The following is a 19,217-nucleotide window of genomic DNA, read 5'->3' as shown; positions in this document are numbered from 1 at the left end:
TGATCACGGCATGCCGGATCGCGACCGTTCCCCGGTACAATATCCGGCATGAACACCCCCGATTCTCCGGCCGAGCGCGGCATGCCGCGTGCGGGCCAGCGCTGGCATCGCTCGCTGCTGTCGCGCCTCATGGAACCCTGGGTGCGCATCAAGCGCGATCCCGCCGAACCGGCCGCCCTGCTGCAGCCGGACGTTCCCGTTTGCTACGTGATCGAACGCCACGGCCTGTCCGATGCGCTAATCCTCGACCGCGCCTGCCACGAAGCCGGCCTGCCCGATCCCGATCAGGCCATCGCCGGCCTGCCGCTGCGCCGCCAGCGTGCGATGTTCGCGCTGAGTCGCCGCTACGGCTGGATCTTCGGTCGCCGTCGGCGCGTCGCCCATGCACCGCTGACGCAGCTGCTGCAGGCGCTGAAGCAATCGCCCGACCGGGACGTGCAACTGGTGCCGGTCTCGATCTACGTCGGCCGCGCGCCGACGCGCGAGAGCGGCTGGTTCCGCGTGCTGTTCTCGGAAAACTGGGTCGTGGTCGGCCGTTTCCGGCGTCTGTTGGCGCTGATGCTGAACGGCCGCGACACCGTGGTGCATTTCTCCGCACCGATCAGCCTGCGCCAGAGCCTGGCCGAGGAATCGCCCGAGGACGTGGTCGACGTCGAGCGGCTGTCGCGCAAGATCGGCCGCGTGCTGCGCACGCATTTCCGCCGCATCCGCGCCGCCGTGATCGGGCCCGATCTGTCGCACCGCCGCACGGTGCTCGACAGCGTGCTCAACGCCGAACCGGTGCGCGCCGCCATCGCCGCCACCGCCACGCGCGAGAAGATCGCGCTGGCCAAGGCCGAACGCCGCGCCTATGCCATGGCCCGCGAGATCGCCGCCGACTACTCGCATCCGGTCGTGCGTTCGGCGTCGTTCCTGCTTTCGTGGTTCTGGAACAAGCTGTACGACGGCATCGCCATGCACCACTTCGACAAGGCGCGCGCCGTCGCGCCCGGTCACGAAGTGGTCTACGTGCCCAGCCACCGCAGCCATGCCGACTACCTGCTGATGAGCTATCAGCTGCACGTGTCTGGCGTGGTGGTCCCGCACATCGCCGCCGGCGCCAACCTCAACCTGCCGGTGCTCGGCAGCTTCCTGCGTCGCGGCGGCGCGTTCTTCCTGCGCCGCAGCTTCCGCGGCAATGCGATGTACTCGACCATCTTCAAGGAGTACCTGGCGCAGCTGGTCGATCGCGGCGTGCCGATGGAGTACTTCATCGAAGGCGGACGCTCGCGCACCGGCCGCCTGCTGACGCCGCGCGCCGGCATGCTGTCGATGACGGTACGCGCGTTCCTGCGCGCGCCGCGCCGCCCGGTGCTGTTCCAGCCGGTCTATATCGGCTACGAGAAGCTGATGGAAGGCACCTCCTACATCGGCGAGCTATCGGGCAAGCCGAAGGAGAAGGAATCCTGGTTCAACCTGCTGCGCGGCGCACGCCAGGTGCTGCGCCAGCACTTCGGCCATGTCGCGCTGAGCTTCGGCGAACCCATCGAGCTGACACCGATGCTGGACGCGGCCAGCGAAGACTGGAAGAACACACCGCTGGACCCGGAAGCCAAGCCCGAATGGCTGTCGCAGGTCACCGATCAGCTGGCCGAGCGCATCCAGGTCAACATCAACGCCAGCGCCGACGTCAATCCGATCAATCTGCTGGCGCTGACGCTCCTGGCCACGCCCAAGCACGCGATGGCCGAGACCGACCTGCTGGCGCAGCTGGAGCTGACCACGGCCCTGCTGACCGAACTGCCCTATTCCGACCGCGTCACCGTGACCCCGTCCACACCGGCACAGATCATTGCCTACGGCGAGGAAATGGGCTGGGTGCGCCGCGTGCAGCATCCACTGGGCGACGTCATCGTGGTCGACGACGAGCAGGCCGTGCTGCTGAGCTATTTCCGCAACAACGTGCTGCACCTGATCGCCTGCGCGGCGTGGGTCGCCACCTGCTTCCTCAACAACAAGCGCATGAGCCGCCCGTCGGTGCTGCGGCTGGGGCAGATCATCTACCCGTTCCTGCGCGGCGAGCTGTTCCTGCGCTGGGACGAAGACGGTTTCCGCGAGCAGCTGCAAGCCACCATCGACTTCTTCCTCGGCCGCGGCCTGTTGGAACCGCAGGGCGACGAGCGCAAGCTGAAACGCGGTCGCGGCGGCGACGACAGCGCCTTCCAGCTGCGTGTCATCGCGCGCAGCCTGATGCAGGCCTTCGAGCGCTACTTCATCGCCATCGCCGCACTGGTGAAGAACGGCCCCGGCACCCTGACCATGGGCGAACTGGAGAAGACCTGCATCCTCACCGCACAGCGGCTGGGCCTGCTGCAGGAATTGACCGCGCCGGAGTTCTTCGACAAGTCGCTGTTCCGCGGCTTCATCCAGAAGCTGCGCGAGCGCAAGATGCTGTGGACCGACGACGACGGCAAGCTGGACTTCGACCCGGTGCTCAACGACCTGGTGCGCGACGCGCGCGTGGTGCTGAGCCGCGACATCCGGCACTCGATCCTGAAGATCACGCCCGGCGGCGACGAGAACGACGGCGAAACGCCCGCGGACGCGTCGCCACCCGGCAAGGATTCGAGCGCCTGAGAGGCCGGCTTCGTGTAGCATGCGCGGCATGAATAAGCAGTCATCCACCACCCATTTCGGCTTCCGCGACGTCCCCGTCGAAGAGAAGCAGAAACTGGTCGGCCAGGTCTTCACCTCGGTCGCGCGCAACTACGACCTGATGAACGACCTGATGTCGTTCGGCGTGCATCGCCTGTGGAAGCGCCACTTCGTCGCCGTCAGCGGCGTGCGCAAGGGTGACCGCGTGCTGGATCTGGCCGGCGGCACCGGCGACATCGCCGCACTGCTCAAGCCGGTCGTGGGCGAAACCGGCGAAGTGGTGGTCGGCGACATCAACGCCGCCATGCTGTCGGTCGGCCGCGACCGCCTCACCGACCGCGGCCTGGTCCGCGGCCTGCGCTGGGCACAGATGAACGCCGAGGCGCTGCCGTTCCCGGACAACAGCTTCGATGCCGTGACCATCGCCTTCGGCCTGCGCAACGTCACCGACAAGGACAAGGCGCTGGCCGACATGTGCCGCGTGCTCAAGCCCGGCGGACGCCTGCTGGTGCTGGAGTTCTCCCGGGTCCACAACGAGACATTCGGCAAGCTGTACGACTTCCATTCGTTCCAGGTGCTGCCGCGCCTGGGCCGCCTGTTCGCCGGTGACAGCGACAGCTACCGCTACCTCGCCGAATCGATCCGCAAGCACCCGGACCAGGAAACCCTGAAGGGCATGATGGAACGCGCCGGCTTCGGTCGCGTCGACGTGCGCAACCTGACCGGCGGCATCGTCGCGATCCATCGCGGCTACAAGTTCTAGGCGACCGGCCCGACCTTCGTCACGCGAAGCCGTTTGGGCAGCGATGGCATACTGGCGCACCTGTTCCCGCCGGATGTCTGCCATGCGACTGCTCGCCACCCTGGCTCTGACCGCCCTGCTGCTGCCGCTGACCGCGCAGGCGGGCGACCCGCATTCCTACGCCCAGCCCGACAAGGTCGTGGTCACCCACCTCGATCTCGACCTGCACATGGATTTCGCGCACAGGGAACTGCGCGGCGATGCCACCCTGTCGCTGCACTGGAAGGACCCGAAGGCGCGCGACCTGGTACTCGACACCAGCGATCTGAAGATCGCCAGCGTGAAAGCGGTGTCCGAGGACGGCACCACCCGCAAGCTGTCGTACGTGCTGGCACCGCCGCAGAAGAACATGGGCCGCAAGCTGACCATCGCCGCGCCGAATCATCCGGGCATGGTGCGCATCGCCTACTCCACCTCGCCGGACGCCGGCGGCCTGCAGTGGCTGCCGCCGGCGCAGACCGCGGACAAGAAGCATCCGTTCATGTTCTCGCAGTCCGAGTCGGTCTACGCGCGTTCCTGGATTCCGCTGCAGGACTCGCCGGCGGTCCGCTTCACCTACGACGCCCACATCACCGCGCCGGAGAACCTCCGCGTACTGATGAGCGCGCCCAACGATCCCGAACATCCGCTCGACGGTGACTTCCGCTTCGAGCAGACGCATCCGATCCCGTCCTACCTGATGGCGATCGCGGCCGGCGATATCGACGTGCGTCAGACCGGACCGCGCAGCGCGGTCTATGCCGAACCGTCCGTAGTCGCCAAGGCGGCGCACGAGTTCGAGGACACCGAGAAGATGATCGCCACCGCGGAGTCGCTGTACGGCCCCTACCGCTGGGGCCGCTACGACATCCTGGTGCTGCCGCCGAGCTTCCCCTACGGCGGCATGGAAAACCCCAACATGACCTTCGCCACGCCGACTGTGCTGGTCGGCGACAAGAGTCTGGTGTCGCTGGTCGCGCACGAGCTGGCGCACTCGTGGTCGGGCAACCTGGTCACCGCCGCGACCTGGCGCGACATCTGGCTCAACGAGGGTTTCACGACCTACGTGCAGGGCCGCATCACCGAAGCGCTGTACGGCAAGCGCCTGGCCGATGAGGAAGTGCTGCTGTCCGCGCGCGCGCTGCAGAAAAACATCGGCCACATGCCGCCGAACAGCCAGAAGCTGGCGCCCGATCCGCGCGGCGTCGGTGCGGACGACTCGCTGTCCGACGTCGCCTACGACAAGGGCTCGTGGTTCCTGCGCACGCTGGAACGCCGCTTCGGTCGCGCACATTTCGACGCCTACCTGAAGGGTTACTTCGACCACTTCGCCTGGCATTCGATCACCACCGAGCAGATGCTGGCGTACCTCAAGCCCCATCTCATCGACAAGTACCCGGGCAAGATGAGCTGGGCCGAAGTGAAGCAATGGGTCTACGGCACCGGCATCCCCAAGGACGCCAAGCTGCCCGATTCGCCGCGCTTCGACGCCATCGACACCGAGCGCGCCGCGTTCCTCGCCGGCACCCTGCCCGCCGCGAAACTGGACGCGAAGGACTGGAACACGCAGGAATGGATGTACTTCCTCGACCGCCTGCCCGACGCACCGCCGTTGGCGAAGATGAAGGCGCTCGATGCCGCCTGGCACCTGACCGGCACGCCGAACGCGGAGATCGGCATGCGCTGGTACATCCACGCCATCGCCGCCGGCGACAAGGCCGTGTGGCCGGCCGCCGCCGAGCACATGACGCGGATCGGCCGCCTGTATCTGACCCTTCCGCTGTACCGGGCCCTGGCGAAGACACCGGACGGCCTGGCGTTCGCGCGGAAGGTCTACGCCCAGGCCCGGTCCGGCTACCACCCGCTGACCCAGGAAGCGGTGGAGAAGCTGTTCGCCCGCGCCGACCGGCGCATGCATCACTGAACTTGCACGACCCTGCGGGGTCTGCGTTCGCGCATACGGCCCCCGCACACTCCGACACACGAGACTTCCGCCCGTCATGAATCATTCCGTCCCGACCGACCGACCGCTGTGGAAATACCTGCTGCTGCGCCGCCTGAAGATGCTGCTGGCGCTGGCGGCGCTGATCGCGGTGGTCGGCGGCGGGTTGTACTTGTTCGCGCCGCAGTGGCTGATGCAGGTCAACACCTGGCGCAAGGCCGAGCAGGCGGGGCTGAGCACGCACCACGTGCAGATCGGCGACACCGACTGGGCCTACTACGAAGGCGGCAAGGGACCGACCATCGTGCTGCTGCACGGCTACGGCGCCGACCGCAACGTATGGCTGAAGGTCGCACCGACGCTGACGCGCAACTTCCACCTGATCATTCCCGACCTGCCCGGCTGGGGCGAGTCCACCCGCCACCCCGGCGACAACTACGACATCAGCCACCAGGCCGAACGCCTGCAGGCGTTCGTGCATACCCTGCAACTGCAGCGCTTCGTGCTGGTCGGGCACTCGATGGGCGGTGCCATCGCCGGCGTCTACGCCAGCGAGCACCCGAACCGGGTCAGCGCGCTGGCCCTGGTCAGCAGCTTCGGCCTGGACTTCGTGAAGAACGATTTCGCGCGCCAGGCGCTGAGTGGGCACAACCCGTTCGCCTACGACAGCCGCGCCGGTTTCGAGCGCATGATGCGCCGGGTCTTCGCGCAACCGCCGAAGATGCCCTCGCGCTTCGCCGACGTGATGGTCCAGCGCGAGCGTGCCAGCAGCGCGTTTCTGAACAGGGTATTCAAGGAACTGGTGCAACCGGACCAGTACACGATTCTCGACAAGCGCCTGGGCAAACTGACCATGCCGGTGCTGGGTCTGTGGTGCCGCCACGACAAGATCATCGACGTGTCCGCGCTGAGCACGCTGCGCAACGGCCTGACCCACGCCCCGAGCATCAGCGCCACCGTGCTCAACGGCTGCGGTCACGTGCCGGAACTGGAAAAGCCCGACGAGACCGCACGCATCCTCGCCGGTTTCGCCGTCGCGCATTGAGCGGCACCGTTGCAGCGATGCCGCACCTCCCCCGCACGTGCGGGGTGAGCCGACCCGCCGGTCCTACGCTTCGTCCTTCAGCAGTTCCTCGATCACCTGCTGCGCCAGCACGTCGGGCGCCGTGTCGGCGGTGTGCAGATGCACCTCGGCGTGCTCGGGCAACTCATAGGGCGAATCGATACCGGTGAAGTTCTTCAACTCGCCGGCGCGGGCCTTGGCGTACAGTCCTTTGGGATCGCGCCGCTCGCAGATCGCCAGTGGCGTGTCGACGAAGACCTCGTGGAAGTCGCCCGCGTCGAACAGCGCGCGCGCCATCTGGCGTTCGCTGCGGAACGGGCTGATGAAGCTGACCAGCACGATCAGTCCGGCGTCGGTCATCAGCTTGGCCACCTCGGCCACGCGGCGGATGTTCTCGACGCGATCCTCCTCGGTGAAGCCGAGGTCGCGGTTGAGGCCGTGGCGCACGTTGTCGCCGTCCAGCAGGATGGTGTGGTAGCCCATCGCGTGCAGGCGCTTCTCGACCAGATTGGCCACGGTCGACTTGCCCGAACCGGACAGGCCGGTGAACCACAGGCAGGCCGGATGCTGACCCTTGATGCGGGCGCGGGCCTCGCGGTCGACGTCGACGTGCTGCCAGTGGATGTTGTCGGCACGGCGCAGGGCGAAGTCCAGCGCACCGGCCGCCACCGTGGCGTTGGTCTGACGATCGATGAGGATGAAGCCGCCCAGCTCGTGGCAATCGGCATAGGCCTCGAACGGAATCGCGTGATCGACGCTGACGTTGATGTAGCCGACTTCGTTCAATTCCAGCCGCTTGGCGGCCAGATGATCCTGCGTGTTGACGTCGATCTTGTGCTTGATCTCGGTGATCTGCGCGCTGACCGTGCGGGTGCCGATCTTCAGCCAGTAGGGACGCCCCGGCAGCAGCGCATGGCCGTCCATCCACAGCAGATGCGCGGCGAACTGATCCGCCACCTGCGGCGGCGAGGCCGTGCCGGCGATGACGTCGCCGCGACTGATGTCGCGCTCGTCCTCCAGCGTCAGGGTGATCGCGTCGCCGGGCTGCGCGACGTCGAGATCGCCATCGGCGGTGACGATGCGCGCGATGCGCGAACGCGCCCCGCCCGGCAGCGCCACCACTTCGTCGCCGGGACGGATGGTGCCGGCCGCGACCTGTCCGGCGTAGCCACGGAAGTTCTGGTCGGGACGGCAGACCCACTGCACCGGCATGCGGAAGCCCAGGGTCTGCGCGGGACGCTGGATCGTCACCGTCTCCAGATGCTCGAGCAAGGTCGGGCCGTCGTACCACGACATCGCACCGGACTCCGCGCTGACGTTGTCGCCCTTCAGCGCCGACACCGGGATCGCGGTGACCTGCGCGATGCCGAGCTGGTCGGCCAGTTCGCGGTAGCCGGCCTCGATGTCGGCGAATACGTCCTCGGCATAGTCGACCAGATCCATCTTGTTCACCGCCAGCAGCACGTGACGGATACCCAGCAACGCGCAGATGTAGCTGTGCCGGCGCGTCTGGGTCAGCAGACCCTTGCGCGCATCGACCAGCACCACGGCCAGATCGGCGGTCGAAGCGCCCGTGGCCATGTTGCGCGTGTACTGCTCATGGCCCGGACAGTCGGCGACGATGAACTTGCGCCGGTCAGTGCCGAAGAAGCGGTAGGCGACGTCGATGGTGATGCCCTGCTCGCGCTCGGCGGACAGGCCGTCCACCAGCAGCGCGAAGTCGAGCTCGCCGTTCTGCGTGCCGTGACGCTGGCTGTCACCCTCCAGCGCGGACAGCTGATCGTCGAACAACAGCTTGGTGTCGTACAGCAGCCGGCCCAGCAGCGTGCTCTTGCCGTCGTCCACGCTGCCGCAGGTGATCAGGCGCAGCAGGCCCTTGGTCTCGTGCTGGCGCAGGTAGGCGTCGATGGCGGCAGTGGCGGAATCGGTAGCCATCAGAAATAACCCTCCTGCTTCTTCTGTTCCATGGACGCGCCGGCGTCCTTGTCGATCACGCGTCCCTGGCGTTCGGACGTGGTCGCGACCAGCATTTCCTGGATGACCTTGGGCAACGTGTCGGCCCCCGACTCGATGGCGCCGGTCAGCGGGTAGCAGCCCAGCGTGCGGAAACGCACCGTGCGCATCTGCGGCGTCTCGCCATCCTCGAGCGGCATGCGGTCGTCATCGACCATGATGAGCGTGCCATCGCGCTCGACGACCGGGCGCTCGGCCGCCAGGTACAGCGACGGCACCTCGATGTTCTCGCGGTAGATGTAGAGCCAGATGTCCAACTCGGTCCAGTTCGACAGCGGGAACACGCGCACGCTCTCGCCCTTGCGAATGCGCGCGTTGTAGAGATTCCACAGCTCCGGGCGCTGGTTCTTCGGGTCCCAGCGATGCTGCGCATTGCGGAACGAGAACACGCGCTCCTTGGCGCGCGACTTCTCCTCGTCGCGACGCGCGCCACCGATGGCGGCGTCGAACTTGTACTGGTCCAGGGCCTGTTTCAGGGCCTGGGTCTTCATGATGTCGGTGTGCACCGCCGAACCGTGCGTGAACGGTCCCACACCGTCGCGCAGACCGTCCGGATTGGTGTGCACGATCAGCCGCGCGCCGATCTCCCTCGCGCGGCGATCGCGGAAGGCGATCATCTCGCGGAACTTCCAGGTCGTATCCACGTGCATCAGGGGAATCGGCGGCGGCGCGGGATGGAACGCCTTCTGCAGCAGATGCAGCAGGACCGAGGAATCCTTGCCGACCGAATACAGCATCACCGGATTGGCGAACTCGGCCGCCACTTCGCGCATGATGTGGATGCTCTCGGCTTCCAGGCGCTTGAGGTGGGAACCACGCGCCAGCGTGTCGATGTCCGTCATGGGTCTTCCGTTTCGCATATCTTTGCAAGTGTACCGCGCTTGGGCCCGCCGGACCCGGCGAAGGTCGGCATTTCGTTCAGTGAAAAGGCCACACGTGCGGAATCACCCACAGGACCACAGCGCCGACCAGGATCGACAACGGCGTACCGACCTTCACGTAGTCCATGAACCGGTACCCGCCCGGTCCGTAGACCATCAGGTTGGTCTGATAGCCGATTGGCGTGATGAAGGCAGCCGAGGAACCGACCATGACCGTCATCACGAAGGGCATCGGCAGCACGCCCAGCTGCGCGGCCGCCGCCATGCCGATCGGGAACATGAGCACGGCTGCGGCATTGTTGGTCAGCAGCTCGGTGAAAATCACCGTGCAGACGTACAGCAGGATCAGCGTGCGGAACGGATCGCCGCTCGCCCCCTGAAGCAAAAGGTGAGCCACTTCATTGGCCAGACCGGTGGTTTGAGTGGCTTTTCCAATAGCAAATGCGCATGCAATAACCACGATCAGTGGGAAATCCACCGATTTTCTCGCATCGCGTAACGGCAGGCAGCCGCTCACCAGCATCGCCAGCCCCGCTGCCAGTGCGGACACGAAGATGTCCACGCGCAGCAGCGTGTTGGCCACGATCATCGCACCCAGGATGCCCAGCGACAGCAAGGCTTTGCGCGGCTGCACCGGCGGCGTGTCGTCGAGCAGGTTGACCATGGCGAACTCGTGCGACTGCGCGAAGCGGTCGGTGAAGCCCGGCGTGGTCTCCAGCAGCAGCGTGTCGCCGGTCTGCAGCACCGCGTCGCCGGGCTTGTCCGTCAGCTGGCGCCCGTGACGGTTCACGGCCACCACCACGGCGTCGTAACGGTGGCGGAAATTGCCCTCACGCAGCGAGCGCCCGACCATCGGCGACAGACGCGAAAGCACCACCTCGACGAAGTGCCGCCCGTCGACGCCGCCGATCTTGAACACCTGATCGTCGGCATGACGCAATCCGGGCCACTGCCGCACTTCGCGCAGGCGCTCGGCGGAACCGACGATCACCAGTCGATCATCGCCACGCAGGCGGGTGTATGTAGCCAATGCCGGAAGCAGGCGCCCGTCGCGCTGGATTTCGGCCAGAAACAGCCCCGGCACGCTGCGCAGCCCCGCGTCCTCCAGGGTCTGCCCATTCAGCGGGCCATCGGCCTCGACGCGCATTTCCAGCACGTATTCCTTGGTGTCGCGCGCCTGCTCCATCGCGCCGCGGCGGTCGGGCAACAGCCAGCGCCCGATGGTCAGCAGGTAGACGAAACCGACCAGCGCCGCCGGCACACCGACCCAGGCCGGATCGAACATGTGCAGGTGCGGCAGGCCGGGATAGTTCTGCGCCAGACCGTCGACGATCAGGTTGGTGCTGGTCCCAATCAGGCTGCACAGCCCACCGAGGATGGTCGCGTAGCTCAGCGGCAGCAGCAGCTTCGACACGGAGATGCCGCTCTTGCGCGACCAGTTCTCCACCGCCGAGGTCAGCATCGCCACCACCGGCGTGTTGTTGATGAAGGCGCTGAGCGTCGACGAAACCCCGATCAGCCGGGCCTGCGCCAGGAACGCGCCTCGCGGCTTGCCCAGTACCCATGCACCGACCCAGCGGATCGCACCGGTGGCGCGCAATCCGGCGGCGACAATGAACAGGACGGCCACCGTCAGCACCGCCGTGTTGGAGAATCCGGCCAGGGCCTCCACCGGCGTCAGCACGCCGAACAGCAGCAGCACGGCCACCGCGCCCATCAACACGAATTCCGGCGCGAAACGCTCCCACACCAGCATCGCCATGGTGCCGACGATCACCGCGACCGTCAGCCAGGCGTCGAGGCCCAGACCGCTCATCGCGCAGGCTCCAGCCGGGCCACACGGATATGCCGCGGCATACATGAGTGCCGGTTCGACGCCATCACGGGCACGCGGCCCTCCTACGGGAAACGGCCCGTGAACATGCCATACCCGGATACTGCAGAGCTAGTGCGTAGCGGCCTCGTCTCCGCCGCCATGGGCCAGACGCAGACCCACGAACACGGCCCGGCCCGGTCCGGCCTCGTAGAACCGTCCCTGTGCCTGGTTGACCACCACGGCGCCGACGTAGCGACGGCCAAAGATGTTGTCCAAGCGCGCGAACGCGGTCAGCTCGACCTCACCGAATGACCACGTGCGACCCACATGTGCGCCCAACAGCGCGTAGCCGGGCGCACGCTGACTGTCGGCGTCGCCCACCGGCACCGCCGACAGTGCCTCGGCCTGCAGACCGGCGCGCCAGCCGTGCGCGCCGGACCAGTCCAGACCCAGCTGCAGGCGTTGCCGTGGCACCCCGGGCAGTAGTGCGCGCCGGCCGTCGGACTGGCGCACCTTCGCGGTCAGCGCGGTGGCGGCCAGACCCAGCCGCCAGTGCCGCACCAATGGCCAGCGCGCGGACAGCTCGACCCCGCGGCGGCGGCTGGTGCCGATGTTGTGGTAGGTAGTACGTCCGCCGCTGGAGCGGTCCACGCCCAGGGTATCGGCGGTGGCGGCAGCAAATAGCGCCAGATCGAAGCGGGCACCGCCGCGACCGCGCCACTTGGCGCCCAACTCGAGCTGCGAGGTTCGTGCCGGGTTCAGCGCGAGGTTGAGTCCAGCGCTACCGTCGGCGCGGTAGGCCAGTTCGGCGACGGTCGGAGTCTCGAAGGCACGTCCCCAGGATGCGTACACGTGCCAATCGCGGCGCAAGCGAAATAGCAGTCCGACCACCGGCGTCGTCGCGGCATAGGTGATGCGACCGCTGTCGTCGGGATTGACGGCGTTGACGAAACCATCACGCACGCGAAAACGCACCTGGCTACGGCGCAGGCCCGCGCTAACGCTCCAGCGCGGTGCCGGACGCAACGTGCCCAGAACGTACAGGCCGCGTGAGACGACGATGTCGTGCTCATCGCGGCGCAGCGTCCCGCGCACGCCCAGGACGTCGCCGACAAAGTTGTCGTAGCCGCGCCGGTGTACATCCTCGACCTCGTCGTTCAGACCCGCAGTCACACTCAGTGGACGGCCCAGTGCGCGACTGCACCACTGCCAGCGCAGGTCGACGCCGTGAAAGCCACCGTCGAGGTCGATCACACCACCGGCGCTGAACGGACTGGCCTGCACGAACACGGGCACCGACAAGTACTGGCGTACCGCACGGCGCCCCGCATACGCCGTGGCGCGCACGGCCTGATGCGTGCCAATCGCCTGATGCAGGGTCAGGCCTGCCTGGGTCTGGCGCACGCGCTTGCGGGTGTTGTAGGCCAGGGCGGACGGCGCCGCCTGCTGCGGGTCGGCCCGGAACTGGGCTCGGGTGAGACTTTGCGGATCCTGCGCGCGGGGCTGGTCGAACACGTTCATGGCCAGCGTCCAGCGCTGACGCGTGCTGCGCCGCCAATCCAGGCGCAGGTCGGCCCCGCTGCGGTCCGCGCGGGCATGACCGCGCTGGCCGTCGATGTGGGTACGGTCCAGATTGAAGTTGTAGCCAATGGATCCGGCTCGACCGCTGGCGCCGACTTCGGCATGGCCGGTCCCGTGGCTACCGCCGCCCACTTCGACCCGCTGGCGCGCGGGCGTGTCGCCCGCAGCGGTTATCACGCGGATCAGCCCGCCAGCGGCGTTGGCATACAGTGCGGCGAACGGCCCGCGCAGGACCTCGATGCGTTCGGCGGCGCCGAACATCGCGTTCGAAAGCTGGCCCTGGCCGTCCGGGCTGGTAGCGGGAATTCCGTCCACGACCAGGCGCACGCCACGGATGCCGAAGGCGGCCCGGGCGCCGAAGCCGCGAATCGACACCGGTGCATCCTGGGCCAGGTTCTGGCGCTCACCCACGAACAGGCCTGGCACACCACGCAGTGCCTGCCGCGCGCCGATGCCCGGCACGTCGCGACCCGGGCCGGTCAGATCGATCAGGTCGACCGAGGCCGGCAGGTCGAAGGGACGCGGCGAAGTGGCGCGCGCCGTGACCACCTGCACCGGCAGTGCCTGCACGGAAACGGAATGTGCCGGCGGCGGCACCGTCGCGGCCGGGGCCGCGGCGGCCAGTGCCAACAAGCGCAGCACACCGCTCATTGCGGCAGCGCGAAGGCGACGATGGCATCACCACTTCCGGTCCCGAGCTTGCCGTGGCCGCCGGCCGCCACCACCACGTACTGGCGCTGGCCGGCCACGTAGGTCATCGGCGTGGCCATGGCCGGCGCGGACAGGTGGTAGCGCCACAGCACCTTGCCGGTCTTCTGGTCATAGGCGCGCAGGTAACCGTCGGTACTGGCGCCGATGAACAGCAACCCGCTGCGCGTGGCCAGCGGACCGCCCATGTTGGGCACGCCCTTGAGGAACCAGAACGGCCAGGGCGCCTGTCCGCGGCTGTTGCCCAGTGGCTTGCTCCAGGCGATGCGACCGTGCGCCAGGTCCAGCGCCACCAGGCGGCCCCACGGCGGCTTGATGCAGGGTGCGCCGGTCGGTCCGGTCAGGGCGCGGCGCCGCATGCCGTACGGTGTCTTGTCCTGCGGCGCATATTCCCAGCCCGGCGCGCCGCCGGCCTTGAGCTGACGGTTGTATTCGGCGCGCGGCAACAGTTGCACCTCCATCGGCAGATCGTTGACGTTGGCGAACAAGGTCTGCGTGGCCGGGTTCCAGGCGCCGGCGCCCCAGTTGCTGCCACCCGCGTAGCTGGGCATCTCGATGCTGCCACGCAGCGTCTGCGGCGTGAACATGCCGTCGCTGCGCAGATGCCTGATCTTGTCGCGACAGGCGTTGCGGCTCCAGAAGGTCAGACCCCAGGCGTCGGACGGCTTGACCGGGCCCTGACGGATCAACGCCGGCAGCGAGGAATACGGCTGGGTCGGGCTCAGGTGCTCGCCGGGCACGCCGTCGGTGGGCACCGGTTTCTCGGTGATCGGAAAAAGCGGCGTGCCGTCGGTGCGATCGAACACGAAGGCCTGGCCGTTCTTGGTCAGCTGCACCACCGCGGGAATGGCCTTGCCGTGGCGATGCAGGGTGATCAGCATCGGCTGGGCGGCCAGGTCGTAGTCCCAGGTGTCGTGGTGGATCAGCTGCCGGCTCCACACGCGCTTGCCGGTCCGCGTGTCCAGCGCCACCAGCGAGTTGGCCCAGTGGTCGTCGCCGGGCCGATCGCCGCCGTACAGGTCCGGGCTGGCCGAGCCGGTGGGGATGAAAACCAGGTGACGTTGGACGTCGACCGAGAACACGCCCCAGGCATTGGCCGCGCCGTTCCACTTCGAATACGGCTTGCGGTTCGGATGCGAGGCATCGGTGCGCACGATCGGGTCCCAATGCCAGCGCGGCACGCCGCTGCGCGCGCCGAAGGCGCGGACCACGCCCAGCGCCTCGGCAGCGGTGCCGTTATCGCCGATGGAAATACCGGTGATGACGGTACCGTCGGCCACCACCGGCGGCGAGGTCAGCTCATAGTCGAAACGATGGGTTCCGCGCAGGTGCGTGGCCAGGCGGATCTGGCCGTGGTCGCCGAAGTCGGCACAGGGCTTGCCGGTGGCCGCATCCAGGGCGATCAGGCGTGCGTCGATGGTGGGCACGAAGATGCGTGCGGCGCAAGGGCTGCCCGCCGTGGCCTGCGGGTCGCGCCAGTAGCTGACGCCGCGCGAGGTCAGTTCCGAGTACCAGCCCTTCGGGTCGACGTGCGCGTCGTAGTGCCACCGGGCCTTGCCGGTGGCGGCGTCGAGCGCGAACACCTGGCCGGTGGCGGTATCGAAGTACAGCGTGCCGTCGACAAACAGCGGCGTGGCCTCGAAGGTGAGCTTGCCGGACACATTCCAGCCCTTGGCCAGGGCGCCGGTGTGAAAGGTCCAGGCCGGTTCCAGGCCGGCCACGTTGGTCTTGGTGATCTGTTCGATGGGTGCGTAGCGATCGCCGCCGGCGCTGCCGCCCCAGTGCGACCACTGGAAGGCGCGCGCGGTGGCGGAGGGCGACGACGGCGGAGCGGACGGCGCGCTGCAGGCAGCCAGGCCGGCGACGAGCACGGCGACGAGCGGTATGAACACACGCATGGGCACTTCTCCCGATGAGGTTGTCCTCGATCCTCGGTTGCGTCCTGCGTGCGCTCAACGCATTTGTGACGGCCGGGACATGCGGCGACGCGTACGGCTTGCCGGCACCTTTTCAGCGCCCGCGCAGCGCCTCCGGCAGGGCCTCGCGGTAGCGCCGGCTGACCAGCACGATGCTGCCGTCGCGCAGGGTCAGTTCGGCATCGCCATGGGCGCGCGGGGCCAGCGCGGCGATCTGGTCGGCGCGCACCAGGTGCTGACGGTGCACGCGCAGGTAGCGTGCCGGATCCAGCCGCTGAGCCAGCCGGGTCAGCGTGGTGCGCATGAGGTAGCGACGTTCGGCGGTATGCAGCTCGACGTAGTTGCCGCAGCTGGCCATGCGGACGACGTCCTCCAGCGGCACCACCACGCGGCGGCCGCGATCGTGCACCACCAGCTGCGGCGGCTCGGGCGGATCCGGCATGGCCGCCTTCACACGGCGCACGTCCTCGTCGGCGGGCAGCGGGTCGGTCTCGGCCAGGCGCTCGCGCAGGCGGTCCAGCGTGGCGGCCAGTCGGCGGTCGTCGAAGGGCTTGAGCAGGTAGTCGACCGCGGCTACGTCGAAGGCGCGCAGTGCGTGCTCGTGGTAGGCGGTGGCGAACACGATCAGCGGCCAGGGCTCGGGCAGGCGGTCGAGCAGGTCGAAGGCGGTGGCGTGGCCCAGGGCGATATCCAGGAACACGGCATCGGCACCCGATTGCGGCAGACCGTTCAGGGCCTCGCGCAGGCCATCGACCTCCAGTACCAATTCGACATCGGGGTGCATGTCCAGCAAGCGCTTGAGCCGCGCGCGCGCCGGCGCCTCGTCCTCAACGATGGCCAGGCGCAGCGTCATCGGCGTGCTCCAGCGGCATGTCGACCACGACCTCGGCGCCACCGTCGGCACCCGGCCGGATCGTGAAATCATGATCGTGCGGATACAGCAGCGCCAGGCGCTCGCGCAGGTTGCCCAACCCCAGCCCCGGTTCGGCATCCTCGCCCACACCCACGCCGTTGTCGGCCACGCTGCAGCGCAGGCGGTCGTCATGCGCCTGCACCCGAATCGTCAGCTTGCCGCGACCATCGCGCAGCCCGTGTCGGAACACGTTTTCCACCAGCGGCTGCAGCAGCAGGCGCGGGATCAGCGCCCGACGCGCGCGTTCACCGATGTCGAGTTCGACCTCGAGCCGACCCGGCTGACGCTCGGTCATCAAATGGCAGTAGGCCTCCAGCCAGCGCACATCCTCGGCCACCGGCACGCGATCGGCGCCGTCGCGCGCCATGGCCGCGCGCAGCAGGTCGGCCAGCGCCACCAGCATGCGATCGGCGGCGGCCACGTCCTCATACATGCGGTTGGAAATGGCGTTGATGGTGTTGAACAGGAAATGCGGCTCCATTTGCGCCGTCAGGTGCGCCAGGCGCGCGTCGCTGGCGGCCTTGCGCAGTTCCAGCTCACGCAGTTGCTGGCGACGGCGCTCGCGCACGGTGCGCAGCAGCGCGCAGGTGATGAGGATGCCGGCGTAAGTGACCAGATCGCGCTGGAATTCGTAGAAGAAACCCTCCACGACCGGGCCGAAATCGTAGTGGTCGCCGCCGATCGCGTAAGCCAGCTTGCGCAGCCAGACCATCAGGGTCACGTGCACCACCGAGAACACCACGGCGCCGACCGCATGCAGCGGCAACCGGCGCAACACCCCCAGTCCGGTCACCCGCCAGCGATCCTCGATACGCGCCACCACCAGCGCCAGCAGGCCGACCACCAGGGCGCTGCTGATCTCCCACACGTATATGTGCCAGTGCGGCGGCGGATGCATATCGCTGCGATGGCTGATCACGCTCTCGGCGCCCTGCCACAGACCCAACAGCAGCCAGGCCAGGAAGTACACCAGCAGGAAGCGGACCCGTGGCCAACCGTCCGCGCGCGCCTCGTGCGGCACGTCGGGCGTGGTGGATGGGCAGGGTTTCGACGTCATCGCGTCCATTGAACCGTGATGGAGGGCCGGCGTCGACTCCGGTCGTCACGGGGGCAGTCCCGCTGGTCACATGGGGTGGCGTGTCACCGGCCATGCATGGCAAGAGGCGGGAATGTCACCAACGGCCCACGACGGACGGGCGACGCGTCAGTCGGCGATGTCGTCCACCAGGCGCTCGATCTGCAGCTTCAGCTCCGCGCCGTGATCGCGCAGCCAGGCGCGCTGCGCCTCCCAGCCCGGATCGAGCTCGCCGACCTGTCGCCAGAAGCGCGGCGAGTGATCGCGCACTTTCAGGTGACACAGCTCGTGCACCAGCACGTAGCGCAGCGCCGCCGCAGGCGCCAGCGCCAGGGAAAGATCCAGATTGATGCGGTCGCGCGTGTCCAGGCTGCCCCACTGGCTCTGCATGGGTCGCACACGCAGGGCCGTCGGCGCATGCCCCAGCTGCGGCACGTAGCGCGGCATCCAGCGCCCGACATCCCGGCGGATGCGGTCTTCCAGAAAAGCGGCCAGCAGCCCGCGCGCTACCGGCAGGAACCGCGGCTGCAGGCGCGGCAGCACCAGTACCACGGCATCGTCGGCGTCACGCTGGATACGCGGATACGGCCCCTCACTCCAGCGCAGCGGCACTTGCCGACCGCGCAGGGGCATCTCGGTCTCGCGTCCCACGTTCAGCCGGGACAGGGGCTTGAGCCGCTGACGCTGCTCGCCCAGTTCGCGTTCCAGCCAATCGGCGTGCTGACGCAGGAACGCCGATACGCGGGCTGGGTGCGTGCCCTGCGGATAACTCACGCGGGCGCCGCCGGGCGTGATGGTGAGCCGCAGTCGCTTCGAGCGCGGATGCGCGTTGCCCAGCACCTTGATGCGGGCGCCACTGGCCGTGGAGAGCTCCAGCCAGTTGTCCGTTACCCGTTCGCGAACCATCGTTTGTGCATGCCCGTTGTCAGGCCCCGTCGGGACGGGGCAGGCCGAACCATTCGTCCAGTTTCGCCAGCAGGCGCTCCAGCTCCAGCGTCATCAGCGCGAAGCGCGCATCCATTTCCTCGGCGGCCGAATCGGCCTGGGCATGGTCGAGCTCGTCGGTGATGACGTCGAAGAATTTCAGCTTGCGGATGACCATGTCCTCGCCGAGCACGAAACCGATGCGCTCGTCGAATTCCAGGCCCAGCTGGAACACCTGCTTGCCACCGCGAAGATGCTCCCGAATCTCGTCCGATTCAAGCTCCTGATGACGACAGCGGACCACCGCGCCGCCGGCGTTGGCCGGATCGCGCAATTCGCACTCGTCGGACAGCGTCAGACCGGCCGGCAGATCACCGCTGGTCAGCCAGTCGGTCATGATCTGGCGCGGCGACTTCTCCGGCGCCAGCGGCAGCGCTGGGAAGCTGCCCAGCGCCTCGCGCAGGTTGGTCAGGCCCTGCTCGGCGGCCTTGCGACTGGAACTGTCGAACACCACCCAGCCGAGCTTGCGCTGCAGCCAGACCTGCATGCGCGACGGGCGCGAGAAGGCGCGCGGCATCAGCTGGTCCAGGATTTCCTGCTTCAGCCGCTTGCGCTCGCGGCCGCCGACGCGGCGGCCTTCGTCCTCGGCCACCTTGCGCACCTTGCGCGACAGCTCCTCGTTGACCACCGAGGCCGGCAGCAGCTTGTCTTCGCTGCCGACGGTGACCAGCAGACTGTCGCCAACGCCGTGCGTCAGGGCCTCGGCATCCGGTCCCAGCGGCGACACGAAGCCGTGCGTGGACATCTCCATGGCCCCGCAGGGGCGCAGGCGATGCTCGTCGAGCGCGGCTTCCAGTTCACCGAGATTCTCGGCGACGGCGGGCGAAAAGCGGAACAGCGTGAGATTGCGGAAGAACATGGGCAGTCCGTGATCGGGACAGCCCGGCCGTGCGCCGGGCCGTGGAAACAA

13 protein-coding genes are annotated in these 19,217 nt (G+C 67.9%); 4 read left to right on the top strand and 9 right to left on the bottom strand.

What is annotated here, in order from left to right; translation table 11 throughout:
* Positions 1-81 precede the first annotated feature (81 nt).
* From plsB to BTJ49_RS11680, 4 genes are all read left to right on the top strand, one after another.
* On the top strand, positions 82-2,616 hold the full coding sequence (gene plsB / locus BTJ49_RS11695) for a glycerol-3-phosphate 1-O-acyltransferase PlsB (RefSeq protein ID WP_240151773.1): 2,535 nt from the start codon (positions 82-84) through the stop codon (positions 2,614-2,616).
* 28 nt (positions 2,617-2,644) lie between these two features.
* Entirely contained in the window at positions 2,645-3,397 is a 753-nt protein-coding gene (ubiE, locus tag BTJ49_RS11690; RefSeq protein ID WP_113065633.1) for a bifunctional demethylmenaquinone methyltransferase/2-methoxy-6-polyprenyl-1,4-benzoquinol methylase UbiE, read from the top strand.
* Between the two features lie 82 nt (positions 3,398-3,479).
* Entirely contained in the window at positions 3,480-5,339 is a 1,860-nt protein-coding gene (locus tag BTJ49_RS11685) for a M1 family metallopeptidase (protein ID WP_113065573.1), read from the top strand.
* Between the two features lie 76 nt (positions 5,340-5,415).
* On the top strand, positions 5,416-6,402 hold the full coding sequence (locus BTJ49_RS11680; protein ID WP_240151762.1) for an alpha/beta fold hydrolase: 987 nt from the start codon (positions 5,416-5,418) through the stop codon (positions 6,400-6,402).
* A gap of 63 nt (positions 6,403-6,465) precedes the next feature.
* Here BTJ49_RS11680 and cysN read toward each other — a convergent pair whose 3' ends face one another.
* The 9 genes from cysN to BTJ49_RS11635 form a co-directional block, all read right to left on the bottom strand.
* Entirely contained in the window at positions 6,466-8,355 is a 1,890-nt protein-coding gene (gene cysN, locus BTJ49_RS11675) for a sulfate adenylyltransferase subunit CysN (RefSeq protein ID WP_113065572.1), read from the bottom strand.
* Complete coding sequence (cysD, locus tag BTJ49_RS11670; RefSeq protein WP_113065571.1) at positions 8,355-9,275, bottom strand: sulfate adenylyltransferase subunit CysD; 921 nt, start codon at positions 9,273-9,275, stop codon at positions 8,355-8,357. The genes cysN and cysD overlap by 1 nt, the downstream gene beginning before the upstream one ends.
* Positions 9,276-9,351: 76 nt before the next feature.
* On the bottom strand, positions 9,352-11,130 hold the full coding sequence (locus tag BTJ49_RS11665) for an SLC13 family permease (RefSeq protein WP_206098407.1): 1,779 nt from the start codon (positions 11,128-11,130) through the stop codon (positions 9,352-9,354).
* Positions 11,131-11,259: 129 nt separating this feature from the next.
* Positions 11,260-13,362 (bottom strand): TonB-dependent receptor, encoded by a 2,103-nt coding sequence (locus tag BTJ49_RS11660; RefSeq protein ID WP_113065570.1) that lies wholly within the window; start codon positions 13,360-13,362, stop codon positions 11,260-11,262.
* On the bottom strand, positions 13,359-15,317 hold the full coding sequence (locus tag BTJ49_RS11655) for a pyrroloquinoline quinone-dependent dehydrogenase (RefSeq protein WP_113065569.1): 1,959 nt from the start codon (positions 15,315-15,317) through the stop codon (positions 13,359-13,361). The genes BTJ49_RS11660 and BTJ49_RS11655 overlap by 4 nt, the downstream gene beginning before the upstream one ends.
* A 112-nt stretch (positions 15,318-15,429) precedes the next feature.
* Positions 15,430-16,188 (bottom strand): LytTR family DNA-binding domain-containing protein, encoded by a 759-nt coding sequence (locus tag BTJ49_RS11650; RefSeq protein ID WP_168184727.1) that lies wholly within the window; start codon positions 16,186-16,188, stop codon positions 15,430-15,432.
* Complete coding sequence (locus BTJ49_RS11645; protein ID WP_168184726.1) at positions 16,163-17,305, bottom strand: histidine kinase; 1,143 nt, start codon at positions 17,303-17,305, stop codon at positions 16,163-16,165. Before BTJ49_RS11645 ends, BTJ49_RS11650 begins: the two co-directional genes overlap by 26 nt.
* A 147-nt stretch (positions 17,306-17,452) precedes the next feature.
* Positions 17,453-18,229: a SprT family zinc-dependent metalloprotease gene (locus tag BTJ49_RS11640; RefSeq protein WP_113065566.1), complete on the bottom strand. Its 777-nt coding sequence runs from the start codon at positions 18,227-18,229 to the stop codon at positions 17,453-17,455.
* Between the two features lie 19 nt (positions 18,230-18,248).
* The gene (locus tag BTJ49_RS11635; RefSeq protein WP_113065565.1) at positions 18,249-19,166 is read right to left on the bottom strand and encodes a recombination-associated protein RdgC; all 918 of its coding nucleotides are present in this window, start codon (positions 19,164-19,166) and stop codon (positions 18,249-18,251) included.
* Between the last annotated feature and the right edge of the window lie 51 nt (positions 19,167-19,217).

The sequence above is a fragment of the Oleiagrimonas sp. MCCC 1A03011 genome (genome assembly GCF_003267965.1).
GTDB classification, from domain to species: Bacteria; Pseudomonadota; Gammaproteobacteria; order Xanthomonadales; family Rhodanobacteraceae; genus Oleiagrimonas; species Oleiagrimonas citrea.
This window is presented reverse-complemented; position numbering and strand designations above follow the sequence as displayed.